This window comes from Ktedonobacteraceae bacterium (assembly GCA_035653615.1).
Lineage (GTDB): Bacteria > Chloroflexota > Ktedonobacteria > Ktedonobacterales > Ktedonobacteraceae > DASRBN01.
Genome location: DASRBN010000012.1, coordinates 1 through 19,955, shown reverse-complemented (window position 1 = coordinate 19,955; position 19,955 = coordinate 1). Strand labels below are relative to the sequence as shown.

At 54.9% G+C, this 19,955-nt stretch carries 15 protein-coding genes; 14 read left to right on the top strand and 1 reads right to left on the bottom strand.

Annotated features, from left to right (window positions below; genetic code table 11):
• The 12 genes from VFA09_06300 (at position 1) to VFA09_06245 (ending at position 15,989) form a co-directional block, all read left to right on the top strand.
• Positions 1-2,976: a molybdopterin cofactor-binding domain-containing protein gene (locus VFA09_06300; GenBank protein ID HZU66871.1), complete on the top strand. Its 2,976-nt coding sequence runs from the start codon at positions 1-3 to the stop codon at positions 2,974-2,976.
• 304 nt (positions 2,977-3,280) lie between these two features.
• Positions 3,281-4,309: an alpha-hydroxy acid oxidase gene (locus VFA09_06295; protein HZU66870.1), complete on the top strand. Its 1,029-nt coding sequence runs from the start codon at positions 3,281-3,283 to the stop codon at positions 4,307-4,309.
• A gap of 65 nt (positions 4,310-4,374) precedes the next feature.
• Positions 4,375-5,412 (top strand): cysteine synthase A, encoded by a 1,038-nt coding sequence (gene cysK, locus VFA09_06290; GenBank protein ID HZU66869.1) that lies wholly within the window; start codon positions 4,375-4,377, stop codon positions 5,410-5,412.
• A 13-nt stretch (positions 5,413-5,425) separates the two neighbouring features.
• A complete protein-coding gene (locus VFA09_06285; protein ID HZU66868.1) occupies positions 5,426-6,673 on the top strand; it encodes a threonine synthase in 1,248 nt (415 codons plus the stop codon).
• Positions 6,663-7,061 (top strand): hypothetical protein, encoded by a 399-nt coding sequence (locus VFA09_06280; GenBank protein ID HZU66867.1) that lies wholly within the window; start codon positions 6,663-6,665, stop codon positions 7,059-7,061. Before VFA09_06285 ends, VFA09_06280 begins: the two co-directional genes overlap by 11 nt.
• A gap of 78 nt (positions 7,062-7,139) precedes the next feature.
• Positions 7,140-8,510 (top strand): putative aminohydrolase SsnA, encoded by a 1,371-nt coding sequence (gene ssnA, locus VFA09_06275; protein ID HZU66866.1) that lies wholly within the window; start codon positions 7,140-7,142, stop codon positions 8,508-8,510.
• 207 nt (positions 8,511-8,717) lie between these two features.
• On the top strand, positions 8,718-9,923 hold the full coding sequence (locus VFA09_06270) for a YgeY family selenium metabolism-linked hydrolase (protein HZU66865.1): 1,206 nt from the start codon (positions 8,718-8,720) through the stop codon (positions 9,921-9,923).
• Positions 9,920-10,873: a carbamate kinase gene (gene arcC / locus VFA09_06265; protein ID HZU66864.1), complete on the top strand. Its 954-nt coding sequence runs from the start codon at positions 9,920-9,922 to the stop codon at positions 10,871-10,873. The genes VFA09_06270 and arcC overlap by 4 nt, the downstream gene beginning before the upstream one ends.
• Before the next feature lie 26 nt (positions 10,874-10,899).
• Positions 10,900-11,883: an ornithine carbamoyltransferase gene (locus VFA09_06260; protein HZU66863.1), complete on the top strand. Its 984-nt coding sequence runs from the start codon at positions 10,900-10,902 to the stop codon at positions 11,881-11,883.
• 167 nt (positions 11,884-12,050) lie between these two features.
• Positions 12,051-12,491, top strand: coding sequence for a nuclear transport factor 2 family protein (locus VFA09_06255; GenBank protein ID HZU66862.1), 441 nt, complete (start codon positions 12,051-12,053; stop codon positions 12,489-12,491).
• 592 nt (positions 12,492-13,083) lie between these two features.
• Positions 13,084-15,201 carry an acetate--CoA ligase gene (gene acs, locus VFA09_06250; GenBank protein HZU66861.1) on the top strand — a complete coding sequence of 706 codons (2,118 nt, stop codon included), beginning with the start codon at positions 13,084-13,086 and terminating at the stop codon, positions 15,199-15,201.
• A gap of 305 nt (positions 15,202-15,506) precedes the next feature.
• The gene (locus VFA09_06245; protein HZU66860.1) at positions 15,507-15,989 is read left to right on the top strand and encodes a DUF402 domain-containing protein; all 483 of its coding nucleotides are present in this window, start codon (positions 15,507-15,509) and stop codon (positions 15,987-15,989) included.
• A gap of 60 nt (positions 15,990-16,049) precedes the next feature.
• Here VFA09_06245 and VFA09_06240 read toward each other — a convergent pair whose 3' ends face one another.
• A complete protein-coding gene (locus VFA09_06240; GenBank protein HZU66859.1) occupies positions 16,050-16,436 on the bottom strand; it encodes a response regulator in 387 nt (128 codons plus the stop codon).
• Positions 16,437-16,635: 199 nt separating this feature from the next.
• On the opposite strand from VFA09_06240, the gene VFA09_06235 reads away from it, so the two are divergent.
• Both VFA09_06235 and VFA09_06230 read left to right on the top strand, forming a co-directional pair.
• Positions 16,636-17,658, top strand: a complete 1,023-nt coding sequence (locus VFA09_06235) for a hypothetical protein (protein HZU66858.1) — start codon at positions 16,636-16,638, stop codon at positions 17,656-17,658.
• A 307-nt stretch (positions 17,659-17,965) separates the two neighbouring features.
• Positions 17,966-19,711, top strand: a complete 1,746-nt coding sequence (locus VFA09_06230; protein ID HZU66857.1) for an AMP-binding protein — start codon at positions 17,966-17,968, stop codon at positions 19,709-19,711.
• Positions 19,712-19,955: the final 244 nt, after the last annotated feature.

The following is a 19,955-nucleotide window of genomic DNA, read 5'->3' as shown; positions in this document are numbered from 1 at the left end:
ATGGAATTAGAATTACGCATCAATGGCGTCGTCAGAAGCATGGATGTTGACCCGAACCAATCATTAATGACGACGCTGCGCAACGAAGGCTATTTCAGTGTTAAGCATGGCTGTGAGACCGGAGAATGCGGAGCCTGCACTGTGCTGGTCGATGGCGTGCCGCGTCCAGGTTGCGTCACGCTGGCGGCGCAGGCAGGCGGCTGCACATTAACCACCGTTGAGAGCCTGGGCAATGCGCGCCAGCTGCATCCATTGCAAGAGGCATTTATCGATACTGGCGCCATTCAATGTGGCTTCTGCACGCCCGGTATGCTGCTTTCCGCCTACGCGCTGCTCAAACGCAATCCGCGGCCAACGGAAGAAGAGGTTCGCGATGCCATCTCCGGCAATCTGTGTCGCTGCACCGGCTACGTCAAGCCCGTCCAGGCCGTTTTACGGGCCGCTGCCATTATGCGCGGCGAGACGGTAGAACCGATCAGCCGCCCCAACTCCAATGAGAACTTTCGTCCCTGGGACCCCGGACGCTCCCCCCTTGAGCATGCCGAACATGGTGCGACCAACCCTGATGTAGAAGACAAGCCTGCCGGACATGGTTCAGGCAAAGAGGCGTCGGGTGGTGGAATTGCAACGCTCGTCGATACGCGCGTCTCCACTGAACTGAGCGTCGTTGGCAAGGCCGAGCGCAAGGTGGATGCCGTCAAGCTGGCCACCGGCAAACCTGCCTTTGTTGATGATATTGATTTGCGCGGTATGCTCTATGCGCGCTTGCTGACCAGCCCGCACGCCCATGCCATCATTCGCGATATCGATGTATCCCAGGCCCGTGCGCTACCGGGAGTGCATGCCGTTCTCACCTATAAGGATGTGCCGCGCATCCCCTATACAACCGCCGGACAATCCTGGCCCGAACCCGGCCCGCACGATCAATATTGCCTGGACAATCGCGTGCGCTTCGTGGGCGACCGCGTCGCCGCCGTTGCCGCCGAGACGCCGGAAATTGCCGAACAGGCTCTCAGGCTCATTCAGGTCGATTACGAGGTTTTGCCGGCCCTGCTCGATCCACGTAAAGCCATGGACCCCGATGCCCCGCGCATTCATCCTGAACCAGAGTCCTATCGCATCCACGATGCCTCGCGCAACATCGCCGCGCACCTGGAAGCGGAGGTCGGCGACGTAGAGCGCGGCTTTGCCGAATCGGACCTGGTCGTCGAAGGCGAATATATTGTTCCGCAGGTGCAGCAGACGCCTATCGAAACGCACATTGTCATCACCTATTGGGATGAAGATGACCGGCTGGTTGTGCGCACCAGCACGCAGGTGCCTTACCACGTGCGGCGTATTATCGCACCGGTCATCGGCCTGCCCCCGCGGCGCATTCGCGTCGTCAAGCCGCGCATCGGTGGCGGCTTCGGCGTTAAGCAGGAGGTCTTGATCGAGGATATCTGCGCGCTCTTGACCATCGCTACAAATCGGCCCGTGAAGCTGGAATTATCGCGCGCCGAGGAGTTCCGCAGCAGCCGTTCGCGCCACCCCCAGATTCTTCGCATGAAGACCGGTGTCATGCGTGACGGCACTATCATCGCCAACTCGATGGAACTGCTTGCCAATACCGGCGCCTACGGGACGCACTCGCTTACCGTGCAGAGCAATACCGGCTCGAAAACGCTGCCGATGTATCCCTGTCCCAATATTCGTTTTGTGGCCGATGTTGTCTATACCAACCTGCCGCCCCCTGGCGCGTTTCGCGGCTACGGCGTACCACAGGGCTTCTTCGCGCTCGAAAGCCATATCGACGAGATCGCAAAGCAACTCGGCATGGACGCACTGGAACTGCGCCGCAAAAACTGGATTCAACAGGGCGAGGAAAATCCGCTTGCCAAAGTTCTGGGCGAGGGCAAAGAGGGCTATACGCAGATCATCGAAAGCTGCGGCCTGCCCCAATGCCTGCAAATCGTCGAGGAGCGGCTTGACTGGAAAGAGAAGCGCGGTAAGAATAAGGGCGGCACGGAACGCCTGCGCCGGGGCGTCGGCGTATCGCTCGCCATGCACGGCACCGCCATCGCCGGATTGGACATGGGCGGAGCCAGCATCAAGCTCAATGATGATGGTTCCTTCAATGTGCTGGTGGGTGCGACCGATATCGGCACCGGCTCCGATACGGTGATCGCGCAGATTGCCGCCGAAGTGCTGGGCGTGCGCGTCGAAGATATCATCATGCACTCCTCGGACACCGATTTCACGCCGTTTGATACTGGCGCCTACGCCTCTTCAACCACCTATATCAGTGGCGGCGCAACGAAAAAAGCGGCCGAACAGGTACGCCAGCAGATACTGGCGGTCGCGGGCAGCATGTTGAAAGCCAACCCCGAAACGTTGACCATCAAGGATCGCATCATCACCGCTCCCAATGGGCAGACAGTCACCGTTTCGCAGGTCGCCTTACATTCGCTGCACATCGAAAATCAGCAGCAGATTATGGCCACGGCTTCCTGGATGAGCTATGACTCGCCGCCGCCTTTTGCCGCACAGGGAGCGGAGGTCGAGGTAGACACCGAAACCGGCGTTGTACGCGTTCTCAAGGCCGTCTCAGCGATTGATGCCGGGCGCGTCATCAACCCCATCACCGCAGAGGGGCAGATCGAGGGCGGTGCGACCCAGGCCCTCGGCTATGGCGTGTGTGAAGAGATGCTTTACGACCAACACGGGGCGCTACTCACCACCAATTTCAGCGATTATCGCATCTTCAGTGCGCCCGATATGCCGCAGATGGAGACCTACATCGTTGAAACCAGCGATCCTTTTGGTCCATTTGGCGCCAAAGCCATCGCCGAAATACCCATCGACGGCATGGCCCCAGCCGTGGCAAACGCCGTCGCCGATGCGCTAGGGTTCCGCATACGACAAATACCGCTGACGCCTGAAAGGGTGTTAAAGGCTATTCAGAGCCAGGATGAGGGAGCAATGAGGGGTGTGTAGGGGCCGATTGATCGCGCCCACCGCCGATTCATCGGCCTTGCGTCCATTGCTGGGTGATTTTTTCGAAGCCCATGATCGTGTCCTGGGATGGGCTTCATAATGAATAATGAATAATAAAGATCAGGTTCGCTCATATCATGCTGAGCGTGTGAGCCGAAGCCCTGAGGAACGAAAGGGAAGAATCTCTCTCGCTACCATGTCATTCTGAGTGTAGCGAAGAATCTCTGGTCGTTGGATACGGATTCTTCGCTACACTCAGAATGACATGCGCGAACCGGTACATAGATTTGGAGAGGAGCAACCATTGGAACCGATAAATCTCTACGAATACGGGAAGCTTGCTCAGGAACGCATGCAACCTGCCTTCTGGGAATTTTATGCTGGGGGCAGCGATGATGAGGTGATATTGCGTGGCAGCCGTGCCGCATATGAACGCATCCGGCTGCGCCCGCGCGTGCTGGTCGATGTTCACGATTGCGAGACTGGCACCACTGTTCTGGGTACTCCTGTACGCATGCCCATCCTGGTTGCTCCTACGGCTGTACAGTGCCTGGCGCATCCCGATGGCGAGTGCGCGACTGCTCAGGGTGCCGGTATGGCCGGGACGCTGATGATTGTCAGCACTACTGCCACCAAAAACATCGAAGAGGTTGCCGCGGCGGCTACCGGCCCGCTCTGGTTCCAGCTCTACGTCTATCCAACATTCGAAGTCGCGGAAAAATTGGTGCGGCGTGCCGAAGCAGCAGGATATCGCGCGATTGTGCTGACCGTCGATCTCCCCCGGCTCGGCAGGCGCGAGAAAGATATTCGCAATGGCGTCACCATACCGCCAGAACCTTACTTAGAGGCGAATTTTGTGGGCGTTGAAAAGACGGGCCAGGAGTGGGTGACGCTTACCTGGGAGTCACTGTCATGGTTACGCTCCATCACCTCGCTGCCAATCATCCTGAAGGGCATTTTGACAGCGGAGGACGCTGTACTGGCGGTTGAGCATGGCGTCGATGGCATCGTTGTCACCAATCACGGCGGGCGACAGCTTGATACAGCTATTCCTAGCATCGAAGCCCTGCCCGAAGTCGTTGAAGCGGTTAACGGACGCTGCGAAGTCTACCTGGATGGTGGCATACGTCGCGGCACCGATGTTTTGAAAGCCCTGGCCCTGGGAGCGCGAGCAGTGCTGCTTGGCCGCCCTGTCCTGTGGGGGCTTGCCGTCAACGGCGCGGAAGGCGTGCGCCATGTCCTCGAGTTGCTGCGTAACGAACTCGAGCTTGATATGGCCCTCGCCGGTCGCCCAACTATCGATTCTATTGATCGTTCGCTGCTGAAGTTGTAGAGCTAATCTCTTCGTTCACCGGCCTATACTGGTTATTCCAATAGAGTATTGAGGAGGCATTTTTCATGGTTGACTGGAATCGTCGCGCGCAAATTGCTGATACTATCCTTGACACAGCAGGCATGACTCCGATGGTGCGCCTGCGCCGCGTGGTAGGCGATGTGAAGCCTACCATCGTTGCCAAGGTCGAATATTTTAGTCCCAGCGGCAGCGTCAAGGATCGCATTTTACCATTTCTTGTTTCGGAGGCCGAGCGGCGCGGCAATTTGCGGTCCGGCATGACCATTATCGAGGGGACGACCGGCAACACCGGCATTGCTACCTCGTGTGTTGGCGCCGCGAAGGGCTACCCTGTTGTCATCGTCATGCCGGAGGGCATGAGCGAGGAGCGCAAAAAGACCATCCGCGCCTATGGAGCGGAGCTGGTGCTGACTCCAGGTGCGGAAAGCGATGTAGACCTGGTGATCGAGAAGGTTCGGGAACTGAAGGCTTCCGCTCCTGGCAAATATTGGGAGGTCGGCCAGTTTGTCAACCAGGATAACGTCGAGGCGCACTATCGCACGACCGGCCCCGAGATCTGGGAGCAGACCGGAGGCAAAATCGGCGCGCTTGTCTTATCGCAGGGTACGGGCGGGACGGTCACAGGCGCGGGCAAATATCTCAAGGAACAGAATCCCAACATCAAGGTCTTTGCCGTGGAGCCTGCCGAATGCGATATCCTCTCAGGCGGCTCATGGGGCGCGCACAAGATCGAGGGCATCGGCGATGGCTTCATCCCCGAAGTGCTGCACGTCGAGTATCTTGATGGTGTCGTCACTACCACCTCGGATGAGTCAATTGAGATGGCCCGTCGCCTGGCACGAGAAGAGGGCATCTTCTGCGGCATCTCTTCTGGCTGCAATGTCGCTGCCGCAATCAAGGTTGCGCAACGCTATCCCGATATCGGCATGATTGTTACCGTGCTTTCTGATAATGGCCTGCGCTACTTCACTACCGAACTATGTGGTGTGTACACCGACCTGGAAGTGCCGGAACGCGAGCATCCCATCAGCGACGCAGACCGGGCGAAACTGGCACGGGTCAAACTCGAAGTGATTTCCTGAGGCGGCATAAACAATGGTTCCTGACCACATTCATCATTTGACATGCGTGCTGTGTGGAACAACCTATAGCCCCGCCGATGTCACCTATAGCTGTCCTGCTTGTGGCTCGCTTGGAGTGCTGGAAGTCCATTACGATTACGAGCGCATAGCCTCACGTATCAATCGCGACACGCTGGCAGAAGATCGCGAACCAACCATCTGGCGCTATCGCGCACTCTTGCCCATTTCATATAGCCGGAAGACAAGGCCCCCGCTGGCGATTGGTGGAACGCCGCTGTACCAGGTTGAACGCTTGCGATCCTATCTGGGTATGAGTAATCTCTGGCTGAAGGATGATACACGCAATCCCAGTGCCTCGCTCAAGGATAGGGCCAGTATTATTGCCGTTCTGCTGGCGGAGGGGAAAACGGTAGCCTGCGCCTCTACCGGCAACGCGGCCTCATCGCTGGCGGTACAGGCTGCATCGGTTGGCCTGCCTTGCTATATCTTCGTTCCCTATAATGCGCCGCGGGCCAAGATTGTGCAATTGCTGATGTGCGGGGCGACCGTCTTTGCCGTGCAGGGCAGCTACGATGATGCCTTTGATATGTGTATCGAAGCCTGCAACGCTTTTGGTTGGTATAATCGCAATACCGGCTACAATCCCTATCTTGTCGAGGGCAAAAAAACTGCCAGTCTCGAAATCGCCGAGCAACTGGGCTGGCAGGTTCCTGATAGCGTAATCGTGCCAACCGGAGATGGCTGCATTATCAGCGGCGTCTACCGGGGCTTTGACGACCTTTACCACCTGGGCATGATCGAGCGCATCCCGCGTATGATCGCTGTGCAGGCCGAAGGGTCGCCCGCCATTGTGCGCGCACTGGAAGGTGATGGGGTAGTGAGACCTTATCCGGCACACACGGTAGCTGATGGTATCTCTGTCGGTCTCCCGCGCAATGGCACAATGGCGGTACGCATGATCCGTGCCAGCAACGGTTTTGGCGTAACCGTCTCCGATGAAGAGATTTTAGCGGCGGAAAAGGCCCTGGCGCGCCTCACCGGCGTCTTCGCCGAACCATCAGGCGCCGCCAGCTATGCCGGTCTACTTCGTCTTTTAGAAGAGGGCAAGATTGACCGCGATGAACGAGTCGTGCTGCTGGTAACAGGAAGTGGCCTGAAGAGTATCGATGCTGTAGTTGAAACCGCCGGCAATGTCGTGTCGGTCGCCACAGGAAAGGAAGGCATGGAGATAGTCGAACGAGTAGTGGAATATGGTCAATAGTACACTCGTCAAAAAACTCCAGCTCAAAGCCGGGCAGCGAGCCATGATCATCAATCCGCCGCCTGGCTACTTCGACGAACCTGGTCTTTTGCCGGAGGGCATTGAGCTGGTTGAACATCCTGAAGGCAACTGCGATTTTGTGCAGGTGTTCGCGAAGAATAAAAGTGAGTTAGAGCGATTTCTGCCGCTTGCTCTGCAGGCCGTCAAATACGATGCATTATTGTGGATTGCGTATCCCAAAGGCGGAACGAAAGCAGGTACCGACTTGAATCGCGATATTCTGTGGGATGCAGTTGCGCAACATGGCTATAGCGGTGTTACGCTTGTTTCATTGAACGATGTCTGGTCTGCTATGCGCTTCAGGCCATCAGAGAAAGTTGGAAAGTAGTGTAGTGGCACCTCTTGGGGGAACCCTGTCCGGGATAGGTAACCAACCTCGCGGATGCCAGGTAAGGACAGAAAAAGCATGTCGGAGATTCTCATCGGCAATGGCATAGTGGTCACGCTGGGTGCCGAAAACCGGCTAATCGAGCGGGGAGCTGTGCTGGTTCGCGATAGTCGCATTGCTGCCATCGATTCTGATAGCCTGTTGCGCCAGCAATATCCCGATGCCGAGTATGTGGATGCAAACGATGGCCTGATTATGCCTAGCTTTCTCTGTTCGCATACCCATTTTTATAGCGCCTTTGCGCGTGGCATGGCTATTCCAGGCGAACCACCGCGTAATTTCCTTGAAATCCTTGAGCGTTTATGGTGGCGGCTGGATAAGCTCCTGACGCTCGAAGATATTAAGGCCAGTGCAGGAGTATATATGGTCGATGCCATTCGACATGGCACGACCTGTGTCGTCGATCACCATGCCAGCCCGAATGCGATTGAGGGCAGCCTGGATGTCATCGGTGATGTTGTGGAGGAAGCAGGAGTTCGAGCCTGTCTCGCCTACGAGGTTTCAGATCGCGATGGGCCGGATGTAACCGCCGGGGGCATCCATGAGAATGAACGCTTTATCCGTTCGTTACGCTCCGAACGCAGGCAAGCAGCTGAGGCAGGCAGGATTGCCGCGAGCTATGGCCTGCACGCCTCGTTCACACTCGGCCCTTTAACGCTGGAACGGTGCGCAGAGGGCGGAGCGAATCTCGGCGTTGGCTTTCATATTCATGTCGCCGAAGATGTTGCCGATGAGCAGGATAGCATTGCGCGCTATGATATGCGCGTCGTAGACCGTCTCGAGCAAGCGGGTATTCTGGGGTCGCGCACAATAGCCGCGCATTGCGTGCATGTGCAGGGTGGTGAGATGGGCAGGCTGGCAGATACAAGCACCAGCAGTGTGCATAATCCGCGCTCGAATATGAACAATGCCGTCGGGCGAGCGCCTGTCGAGGAACTGCTGCGAACCGGAGTGAATGTTGGTCTCGGCAACGACGGCTTCAGCATGAACATGATGCAGGAGATGAAGACGGCCTATCTTCTGCACAAACTGGCTCTGGCAGACCCCAGGGCCATGCCAGCAGACCTGGTACTCAAGCTGGCATTTGAAGATAACGCTCAGATTATGCAAGCCGTTTTCAGTCCGTTCTGCGCCGACTTCCCGCGTGTCGGCGAATTGAGCGTTGGAGGTGCCGCCGATATTGTTTTGCTCGATTATCTGCCGCCCACGCCGCTCAGCAGCGATAATTTTCCCTGGCACCTCATCTTCGGCATGGATGGATCTCAGGTCAACTCGACTATGGTTGCCGGTCGCTGGTTGATGCGCAACCGCCAGTTGCTGACGATTGACGAGGCACGTATTCATGCCAGGGCAAGGGAACTATCACAGGCTTTATGGAAGAGGTTATGATTCTATTATATTGGATCGCGAAAATAGAAGAATAAATGCATGACACCGATCAGGCGCCCGGTCTGGATGCGGCATTAAAAATCATGGGCAGTGGAGGTAGGTTTTTTGCATCGCTCCTGGGCCTGTCATTCTGAGCGCAGCGAAGAATGACACTCCTGGGAGACTGCCAGGCCAATAATTCAACAAAATGAGGAGGAATCGAAAAGAGTGAACTCACATGAATCTCAGATCGCCGTCCAGCAAGAACTGGCACAACATCATGATACAATGATCCAGTTCCTGCGTGATATCGTTGCCATACCAAGCTTTGATAGTCAGATAGGCCCGGTTGGCGATGCTATAGGCGCGCGCATGGCTGATCTTGGCTTCGACGAGGTGCGCCGCGACTCGATGGGCAATATCCTTGGACGCATCGGCAATGGCCCCCGCGTGCTGCTTTACGACAGCCATATCGACACGGTCAGCATTGCCGACCCCACACAGTGGCAATGGGACCCATTTCAGGGCAAATACGAAAACGGCATTATTTATGGTCTCGGCGCGGGCGATGAAAAATGCTCCACGCCGCCCATGATCTACGCCCTGGCAACACTGAAGAAGCTAGGCCTGGCCAGAGACTGGACGCTCTATTATTTCGGCAATATGGAAGAATGGTGCGACGGCATCTCCGGCAATGCGCTGGTCGAACACGAGGGCATTCGTCCCGATTTTGTCGTGATCGGCGAATCGACCAACATGGAGATTTATCGCGGCCATCGCGGGCGTACGGAGATCAGCGTCACTTTCAAGGGTCGCAGCTGTCATGCCAGCGCCCCGGAACGCGGCGATAACGCTCTCTACAAGGCGCTTCCCTTTATTCAGGGCGTCGAGCGACTGAACGAGGAGTTGAAGAGCCGTCCCGATCCGTTCCTCGGCCCTGGCTCAATCACTGTGACCAACATCAGCACGCGCACCGCCTCACTCAATGCCGTGCCTGACCAGTGCGACCTCTATATCGACCGGCGCATGCACCCGGCTGAAACGAAGGAAGTAGTGCTGAACGAACTGCGCGCGCTGCCCAACGCGCACCTTGCCGAAATTGTCGTACCCATGTACGAGGTGCCGAGTTACACCGGATTTGTCTTCCCCGTCGAAAAAATCTTCCCGGCCTGGGCGCTGGCGGAAGACCATCCTTACGTACAGGCGGGCAAAGTGACCTTTGAAAGCTGCTATGGACGCCCCGCGAAGACCGGCAAGTGGGTCTTTTCGACCAACGCAACCTACTGGATGGGCAAGGCAGGCATTCCGTCGATTGGCTTCGGCCCCGGAGAAGAACACTGGGCGCATACCACGCTCGACCAGGTGCCGGCTGAAGAGGTTGCGCAGTGCGCGGACTTCTACGCCATGCTGCCATTGTTCCTGGAGGCCCTATGAGTAAATTAGCCGTGGTTGCCATTGGCGGCAACTCTTTAATCAAGGATGAGGCGCACAAGAGCGTACCAGATCAATTCAATGCCGTGCGCGAGACGGCGGTACATATTGCCGGAATGATCGAGCAGGGCTGGAATGTGGTCATCACTCATGGTAATGGGCCGCAGGTCGGCTTCATCCTGTTGCGCTCCGAGCTATCCCATCACGTGCTGCATACCGTCCCGCTCGATTCATGCGGGGCCGATACGCAGGGCGCCATTGGCTACATGATCCAGCAGGCGCTACACAACGAATTTTTGCGCCGGGATATTTCGCGCCAGTGCGTGACCGTCGTGACGCAGGTGCTGGTCGATAAAAATGATCCGGCCATGCACAATCCCAGCAAACCCATCGGCTCTTTCTACAAGGAAGAGGAGGCGCGCGTCAAAATGGAGCGCGAGGGCTGGAAGATGGTTGAAGATGCCGGGCGCGGGTGGAGGCGCGTTGTATCATCTCCGTTTCCGCGGGCAATAATCGAACGCGACGTGATAGATTGGCTGCTCAAAAACGGCGTTATTGTAGTAGCCGTGGGAGGCGGCGGCATTCCGGTCGTTGCCGATAGCGAGGGCAGGCTCTCAGGCGTAGAGGCGGTAATCGACAAAGACCTGGCTTCCAGCCTGCTTGCCCAGGTATTACATGCCGACCTCTTCCTCATCTCAACCGCCGTGGAAAAGGTTGCCTTGAACTACAAGAAACCCGACCAGCGCGATCTCGACCGTATTACCCTGAGCGAGGCAAAGCGTTACTACGAACAGGGCCATTTCGCAAAGGGCAGCATGGGACCAAAAGTGCAGGCCTGCATCAACTATCTCGAACAAGGCGGAAAGGCCGCGCTAATAACCATGCCCGAAACTATCGACCAGGCCCTGGCCGGTCAGACCGGAACCTGGATTGTGCCCGATGAAGAAAGATAAATGCTCTATAGAAAGGACTTGATAGAATGAAAACCAATTTACGCGGACGAGATTTTATCAGTACGCAGGAATGGACAAAAGAAGAATTAGAGACTGTGCTGCACCTGGCATTCGACCTCAAAATGAAATGGGGACTTGACCTGCCAACGCGCTTGCTGGAAGACAAAACGCTCTTCATGCTCTTTTTCTTTTCCTCGACACGCACGCGCAACTCGTTCGAGGCCGGAATGACGCGCCTAGGTGGGCATGCTATTTTCCTCGAACCCGATAAGATGCAGATTTCACACGGTGACACGCCAAAGGAGATCGGCAAAATACTCTCCGCCTACGGACACGGCATCGCCATCCGGCACTGCGACTGGGGCGAGGGCAACAAATACCTGCGCGATGTCGCGGAATACGCCAGCGTGCCTGTCATCAACATGCAATGTGATATCTACCATCCCTGCCAGGCCATGGCCGACCTGATGACCGTGATCGAAAAGAAGGGCGACCTGCGCGGCAAAAAAGTCGTCATGTCCTGGGCCTATGCCAAATCCTATACCAAGCCGCTTTCGCTTCCGCAGTCGGTCATCGAACTCTTCACGCAGTTCGGAGCCGATGTCACACTGGCTCATCCACCCGAATTTGAACTGATGCCGGAAATCCTGGACAATGCGGCTTCTAATGCGCGCAAGACCGGCGGTAGTTTCAAAATCGTCCACGACATGGATGAGGCTTTTGTGGGGGCCGACGTTGTCTATCCCAAGAGCTGGGGGCCGCTCGTCGCGGTAAAGGACCCATCGAAGCTCACCGATACGATTCGCCGCTACGAAAGCTGGATTTGCGACGAGCGGCGTATGTCCCTGGCAAAAGAGGATGCCATCTACATGCACTGCTTGCCGGCAGACCGCGGCGTCGAGGTCACGGATGCCGTGATCGACGGCCCGCAGTCCGTCGTCTACGACCAGGCCGAAAACCGCATGCACGCCCAGAACGCGATTATGGCCCTGACGATGGGCGGAAGATAAAGATTGATCTATCTTGAAAACCTTTACGTACTCTCTCAGCAGAAAGAGCGATGTGCAAAATATGCTCGCTCTTTCTATTGAGAGAGTTATGGCGTCTAAGAGCAAGTACGCGCATAACTCCTTTCTGAAATGCAAAGCATGATAAAAAGAGAAGGAGTACAGGCAGTATGAGTAAAACACAGACCGTCGAGGCCTTTTCCGAGGCCATGGAAGCGCGCGATTGGGACAAAGTAGCCACGTACCTGTCGGATGATTTCACGCTCAGTGGCCCAACACCGCAACCGGTCGGGAAAAAAGAATTCATCGCCATCCAGAGCGCATTTATGAATGCTTTCCCTGACTGGTCATTCAACCTGGGTTCTCTGGAAGAGCAGGGCGACAAAGTGGTAGCAACAGTACACATTACCGGCACGCATACTAGAGACTTGCAGGTCCCAGGTCTCCCGCCCATTCCGGCAACCAACAAAGCGGTTGCCTTACCCGAAGAACATCTGGAGTTCACATTCCAGGGTGATAAAATTGCCAGCCTATCCTCGGATAATGTACCTGGTGGTGGCGTTCCAGGCGTATTGCAACAGATCGGTGTGCCACTTCCCTCGCAGACATAGACAGGGTCTGAGTTTAAAAGCCAGGATGACCAGGCGAGGTTATCCTGGCTTTTTTCGTTTGCATGAATGAACCTCTAGAGCTAACCTGTTCCCTTGTAAATAGCTTCTGGTTATGGTAGTATTTCAGCAGGAAAAGAGATTCGTCCAACTTATATCCACGAGAACTGTTCCATGATATTTGATCTCTTTTTCAGCACGAAACCAGCATACAGCGACATCCAAGTCAGGAGAGTAAACTTAAACTTCTCGCATTCTGGCGGAAAGACGTGCTGCCATGCTTTAGCCCGGTACTCGATCCCTACAATCCACGCTCAACACAGGCTCTTGTGAGCTATATCAGGCTAAAAAGGCCTGGCTTCTCATTTGAGATTGAAACGAAACAAGAAGAACATAGTGATTTCCTGAAGGCTAAATGCTTTAGCAAGCCCGACCGGGGTTGAAATCATTCATATATTCCTGAATTCTGGATGCAACCAGAGAGAAAGGATAAGAGAGCAATGTCACCGTAACATTCTTGCAACTGGAATGATTATCACAAGTTCACAAGAGTCGTGGAACATAGTATTTTTACCATGTAGGAGGAAATCAAGTCATGGCAATTGAAGAAGAGGAAGGATTAGTCTCCGAAGCTCAGATTGCTGTTCACTGGCGCGAGGAGCAATACTTCTATCCCAGCCCAAAGTTTATTGGACAGGCGAATGTAAACGATCCGGCTATCCTTGAGCGATTTAAAGAAAAAAATTTCCCAGAGTGCTTCAAGGAATATGCCGACCTGCTCACCTGGGATCAGTACTGGCACACGACGCTGGATACGAGCAATCCGCCGTTCTGGAGGTGGTTCGTCGGCGGCAAACTCAATGCCTGCTACAACTGTGTCGACCGCCATCGCGAGAAGAATCCTAATAAGGCGGCCTTGATCTGGGTGCCCGAGCCGGAAGCAGAACAGACACTGGCCATCACGTATCAAGAACTTTATGTCAGGGTGAATGAATTCGCTGCATTGCTTCTCGATTTTGGCGGCGTTAAGACCGGCGACCGTGTCACTTTCCACATGCCGATGGTGCCTGAACTGCCCGTTTCCATGCTCGCTTGCGCCCGTCTGGGCGTGATTCATTCTGAGGTATTTGGTGGATTCAGCGGGGCAGCATGTGGAGGCCGCATTGCAGATTCGGGCAGTCGTATCCTGGTGACAATGGATGGCTATTACCGTAATGGAGAGCTGGTCGATCACAAGGCCAAGGCAGACGAGGCGGTAAAAACGGCCCGCGAACAAGGTGTCGAGGTTGAGAAGGTTCTGGTCTGGCGGCGCTATCCCGGCAAGTATTCTTCTAATACGCCGATGGTCGAAGGGCGAGATTTCTTTGTTGATGAGCTGCTCGCCAACTATCAACGAAAAATCGTCCCGCCGGTTTCTATGCCTGCCGAGGCCCCATTGTTCCTCATGTACACTAGCGGCACGACCGGACGGCCCAAGGGGTGCCAGCATAGCACCGGCGGCTACCTGTCCTATGTGGCCGGAACGTCGAAGTACTATCAGGATATCCATCCCGATGATACCTACTGGTGCTTCGCCGATATCGGTTGGATCACCGGTCACTCCTATATCGTGTATGGCCCACTGGCGTTGGGAACGACAAGTGTAATGTACGAAGGTGTGCCAACCTATCCCGATCCTGGCCGACCCTGGCGCATCGCTGAACGGCTGGGTGTGACCATCTTCCATACCGCTCCAACGACTGTTCGCATGCTGCGCAAGGTTGGCTCCGATCAGCCGGCCAAATACAACTACCATTTCAAGCACATGACCACGGTAGGTGAACCGATTGAGCCGGATGTCTGGCGCTGGTATTACCATACCATTGGTAAGGATGAAGCCGTCATTGTCGACACGTGGTGGCAGACTGAGACAGGTGGCTTCCTCTGCACTACACTACCTGCCTTGCAGCCAATGAAGCCTGGCAGTTGCGGTCCCGGCGCGCTTGGCATCTACCCGGTGATCTATGATGAGGCAGGCAATGAGGTTCCAGCCGGAAGCGGGCGCGCGGGCAACATCTGTATTCGCAATCCCTGGCCAGGTGTTTTCGAGACAATCTGGGGCCAGCCGGAACGCTTTGTGCAAACCTATTATGCCAAGTACTGCAAGAATCCCGAAAGTAAGGACTGGCATGACTGGCCGTACTTCGCCGGTGATGGCGCGGTACTGGCCGCCGACGGCTACTTCCGCATCCTGGGTCGCGTTGACGACGTGATCAACGTAGCCGGACATCGTCTTGGCACCAAGGAGCTTGAGTCTGCCGCTCTGACCGTCGATGAGGTTGCCGAGGCCGCCGCTGTTCCCATGATGGACGAGTTGCGCGGTAGAGTGGTCGAGATGTATGTCTCGCTCAAACCTGGTTACACAGCAAGCAAGGAAATCGAGGATAAGGTATCCCAGGCGATTGAAAGGGAGATCGGCAAGATCGCCAAACCGAGGAATATCTGGATCGTCGCGGATATGCCGAAGACACGCTCCGGCAAGATCATGCGCCGCGTCCTTGCTTCGATTACCAACTTCGCTCCCGTGGGCGATGTGACGACGCTTGCCAACCCGGAGATCGTTGAAAGTACGCGCCGTTATGTACAAAGCCAGAAGATTAACCGTGGAGAGGTGCCACGCGAACTCTCCGAAACGGAGATGCAGGAAATCAAGGAGTTCGGTAGCGCGGAATAGCTGATTTCGCACCCATCCATAAAAGGCCTGCCGGTGAAATTCAAGAAACCGGCAGGCCTTTTGTCGATGAGCGTAAAAAGTGTCAGGAGTGTTCCTGCGCGTTCAAGAAGGCTACGACCTGTGCCTTCTACCATGTTCATCTGCCTGCTTGATTTCAGAACGTGCTAAAATGTAGCAACAATAATCAGTACAATTCAGTATACCACTTCTGGTTGAGTTTCAGTAGTACCTGGCAGGAGAGACGCTTGAAACGCAAACGCGCGGACCGCGCCGATTGGAAACGCATTACCCGAAGCCGATTTCGTATGACACGTGTGAACGCGAAAGAATATAGCGGTTATATCACATTGCTACATATGGATGAGGTAGAAGAGCCTCTCTCTATTGAACTACAAGATCAAAAGATATACATTGCGGACAGAGATTTATCATGGCTACAGCACTTTCCTGAAGGAGCCCATTATACCTTGACCACCATGTTTAATGCGGATGGCGAGGTTATTCAGTGGTATATTGACATTTGCTGGCAACTGGGCGTTGATGAAGATGGGGTGCCCTGGTATGACGATCTTTATCTTGATATTGTGGTAACACCAGACGGAGAAATAATCTTACTGGATGTTGAAGAATTGGATGAGGCGTTGCGAGAGGGAAAAATATCCCCCCTGGCATACGATTTTGCCTGGCAGGAAGCCGACGCCCTGATGCTGGCAATCGAGGAAGATATGTTCCCGTTGTTATGGTTGAGTGAAACGCACTATCAGCAATTGATGCAGCTGCCGGGTTGAAAGTCTGGAGTAGCAGGCAGAGAGGCGAATAATAGGCATCGCCTCTCTGCCGGGGACCAATCATCGATACATATGTTCCGTCAACACCTCTCCCACAGTTTGCACCAGCGTTTCTTCGGTAAATGGCTTGGGCAGATAGCGATCTGCCCCCTGGCGCAGCCCCCAGCTTTGATCCAGCGAAGTATTCTTGGTACTCACCATGATGATGGAGAGGTTGCGTTCCGGGTCCAACGCTCGCAACTGGCGGCATATACCGTAGCCGCTAACTCCCGGCAGGACAACATCGAGTATGACACAATGAGGGCGTTCCATGAGAGCCTTAGCTATGCCCTCATTCCCATCGGATGCAGTTATTACATCGCACCCGGCATTTGCCAGGGCGCGAGCCATTAATAAACATGACGTAGCGCTATCGTCAACAATCAGAACCTTTGGTGCATTTGCCACGAATAATACCCCTTCCTAATGAAACCTTGCGCTAATAAAAAGTATACCTTGCAAAAAGTATAAAGCGTATATTCCGCCATCTGAATAGCTAAAAATAGCCATTGAAAAATTTATGTGTTCATATGTATTGATGGTAATTTCTGTGTCATCTTGCTATAATACGTTCTGGAAGAGACGATTTAACGAGGGGAAAAAACCTATGGACGGCCGTGTTCAACATCGCAGCACACCACGGGAAAATGTACGTGCGGTAGTCCATGCTATCCCCTGGCGATTACTGCTCTTGCTGCCTATTTTAATCATAGTCGCTTTCCCTGCTTTTTTATTTGGCACAAAGCAAGGCCAGCAGCTATTACCGGCCCTGACCAGGTATTTCTATAACATTTCCGGTCCGCCGCCGGCCCCAACCCCCACGCCCTTGCCCCCATTTTCCCCGGTGCTGCCGCAAGCAGGTTCCATTCTCTATACTGTCCAGGCAGGTGATTCCTGCGATGAAATACTCACTGTGCAAATGCGCATGGCAGATGCAAGCGAGATCTTCAGTGATGCCAATCCAAATACCGTCAAAGCTCTGAATGCTGTACTTGGTCAAAATTGTCACGCCCTACAACCCGGTATGGTGCTGGCCCTGCCCCCGCAATATCCACTGGTAGCGCTGGGCGGCGTAGTTGTGCAGATCAATCCAACCGCTCCTCAGCAGCCATTACCGACGCCCTTAATCAATGTCGCGCAGCAGCAAAATATCGGCATCGATTGTTCCGGCGGCTGCTGGCTCACTGTGCGTGTTGCTCCGGGCGTGAAGATTCACCTGCTTGTGCAAACATCTCTGCCGGTTAAAGTTGGTTCCTGGGTATGGGCGCAGGCCACGCTTGCGCGCAAGGTCGTGCCTGGTTTCCCGAACTATCCCTATGCCGATCCTACCGCTTCGTTCAATGGAATGTCGCTACGTGCCTGTGATCTACAGGTAGACAATACCCATGATGATAACTCACTCTCCTGCAGCCAGTTGCTCCCCAACACAATTATCGATGATAATGGCGCCTGGCTGTTTGGAGTCACCGGACCCGGCGCGCTTGATCACTGGGGCTATCCCTTACATCTCCCCGCCGGTACCCAGGTTCTGCTCTGGCTCACGCTCGACAACAACGGCAACCTGATATTTCATAAGGGGAATCCGGCGTATCGCTATGATGCGACAACGCATGTGTATGTGAAGGTGTAGCCCTTGATCTTTTTATGGCTGCCTTCCTGAATTGAAATGATCAGAAGGAATAAACCTTAGCGCTCCAATACTCGTTGCCATTTTCGTCTTCATGTCGTATTGCCTCAAATTGGGAGAGTGTAGTCCTAAAGGTGAGTAGTTTGCCCAGTTTCCGGTGTCCAAAGTCTCACTATGATCTCTGTATAAAGATTTGCCGTACAAGAAAACATATACGCTAAATTGTTGACGTGCTATACTGAGTTATATCCTTAACTGAACCGTCTGTATAGATGCTTTCACCTGCTGCCCAGGAGGAGGAAATGCGATCATGGGCATGACCAATGATGGCCTGTCGTACTGGCAGGCTGAAACTGACGGCGAATCACTGCTTGAAATCACTATTGGCGATCTTTTAGACCTGCGCGCTCAAGAATATCCCACCAAGGAAGCGCTGGTCTATTCCGGCTATCCAGAGTTTGGCGGGGCGCTCGATATTCGCTGGAGCTATGTCGAGTATCGCGAGCGCGTCAATGCCGTGGCCCGCGGCCTGATGGCGCTTGGCTTGAACAAGGGCGAGCATATCGCCATCTGGGCTGCTAATCTGCCGGAATGGCCGCTCATCCAGCTGGCCGCCGCTAAAATCGGCCTGGTATTGGTAACAATCAATCCCCTGCTGCGCGGGGCCGAATTGGAGTATATTCTGAAGCAGGGCGACGTTGCCGCATTGTTCTTCATGGCGCAGATACGCGACCACGATTGCCTGGCGACGATACGCTCTCTGACGACTCCCGGCACGAAGAATGGCGAAGTAACGGGCGAGCGTTTACCCAACCTGCGTTACGTCAGCTTACTCGGTGCTCCACCGCAGGGATTGTTAGAGCAACAGGAATGGCGGCCCACGATGTTCCGCGAGATGGTCGCCGGTAGCGCCCAGATCAGCGCCGAGGCCCTCAAGGAGCGGCAGGCGAGCGTTACACCTGACGACCCGGTGATGATTCTCTATACATCCGGCACGACCGGCTTTCCCAAGGGGGCCGTCCTCTCACACCTCGCGGTCATCAACATTGGCTGGATCGGTGGCAAGCGTCTGGGGTTTGACCAGGACCTGCGCGGCTGCGTCATCGTTCCTTTCTTCCATGTTTTCGGCTGTGTGGGTTTCGTGGTAGCCGCGCTCAGTCAGGGTGGCACCATCTATCCGCTGATCGCTTTCGATCCCCTGAAAGCCCTGCAGATCATCAGTAGCGAACGATGCACCTATACCGGCGGCGTTCCTACGATGTTTCTTGCCATGTTGCAGCATCCCGACTTTGATAAGTACGATCTCTCGTCACTGAAAATGATACTCTGTGGAGGCGCTCCCGTACCAGTCGCCTTGATGGAGGCAGTAAAAGAGCGTATGGGGGCGGATGTAGCGATTACCTTCGGTCAGACCGAAAGCACCGGCGGCTTCACCCTGACCTTCCCGGAAGACCCATTCGAACTCAAGGCGGCGACGGTAGGCGTGCCGCAGCCGTATGTCGATGTCAAGATCATTGATCCGGCGACGGGGCAGGTCGTTCCATGCGGCGAGCGCGGCGAGATTTGCTGCCGTGGCTACCTGGTGATGCAGGGCTACTACAATATGCCGGAGAAAACTGCCGAGGTTATTGACGCTGATGGCTGGCTGCATACCGGCGACCTGGCAACAATGGATGCGCGCGGCTATGTCAACATTGTGGGCCGCCTCAAAGAAATGGTGATCCGCGGCGGCGAGAATATCTTCCCGCGCGAGATTGAAGAATTCCTCATTCGCCATCCTAAGATAGCCGATGTGCAGGTGCTGGGCGTTCCCGACAAATTCTATGGTGAAGAACTGCTGGCCGTGGTGCTTCCTCGAGAGGGTGTGGAGCTCACTGAGGAAGAATTGCGTGAGTACTGCAAGGGCCGCATCAGCAGCCAGAAGATTCCGCGCTACTTCCAGTTCGTCACGTCCTATCCCATGACGGGCAGCGGCAAAGTGCAGAAATTTGTCCTGCGCGAGAACGCTATCAAGATGTTAGGGCTTGAGGAGGCGAGGAACATCAGGACGGCGTGATTGGGTTTGCTCACTCAATGGGTAGTATTCTGCCTGAAAAGCGATGTAGAGATGCAATTCGTTAGGTCTCTACATCGTTTATTTGGTTTTGGTAAAGTAAGTTTTCGTAACTACTCAGGTAGTCTGAAATGAAGGAAGGACAGGATGACCGCGCAACGTGGCCTCCAAAGCAGAAAGCAGATCCACGCCCTGCTTGCGCAACGTCGACAAATAACCGCGGATGCGACAAAAGGCCGTCGCTCCC

Coding starts and splice junctions, on each gene's coding strand:
- VFA09_06300 (HZU66871.1), top strand. CDS start 1: ATGGAATTAGAATTACGCATCAATGGCGTCGTCAGAAGCATGGATGTT.
- cysK (HZU66869.1), top strand. CDS start 4,375: ATGGTTGACTGGAATCGTCGCGCGCAAATTGCTGATACTATCCTTGAC.
- VFA09_06285 (HZU66868.1), top strand. CDS start 5,426: ATGGTTCCTGACCACATTCATCATTTGACATGCGTGCTGTGTGGAACA.
- VFA09_06280 (HZU66867.1), top strand. CDS start 6,663: ATGGTCAATAGTACACTCGTCAAAAAACTCCAGCTCAAAGCCGGGCAG.
- ssnA (HZU66866.1), top strand. CDS start 7,140: ATGTCGGAGATTCTCATCGGCAATGGCATAGTGGTCACGCTGGGTGCC.
- arcC (HZU66864.1), top strand. CDS start 9,920: ATGAGTAAATTAGCCGTGGTTGCCATTGGCGGCAACTCTTTAATCAAG.
- VFA09_06260 (HZU66863.1), top strand. CDS start 10,900: ATGAAAACCAATTTACGCGGACGAGATTTTATCAGTACGCAGGAATGG.
- VFA09_06255 (HZU66862.1), top strand. CDS start 12,051: ATGAGTAAAACACAGACCGTCGAGGCCTTTTCCGAGGCCATGGAAGCG.
- acs (HZU66861.1), top strand. CDS start 13,084: ATGGCAATTGAAGAAGAGGAAGGATTAGTCTCCGAAGCTCAGATTGCT.
- VFA09_06245 (HZU66860.1), top strand. CDS start 15,507: ATGACACGTGTGAACGCGAAAGAATATAGCGGTTATATCACATTGCTA.
- VFA09_06235 (HZU66858.1), top strand. CDS start 16,636: ATGGACGGCCGTGTTCAACATCGCAGCACACCACGGGAAAATGTACGT.
- VFA09_06230 (HZU66857.1), top strand. CDS start 17,966: ATGGGCATGACCAATGATGGCCTGTCGTACTGGCAGGCTGAAACTGAC.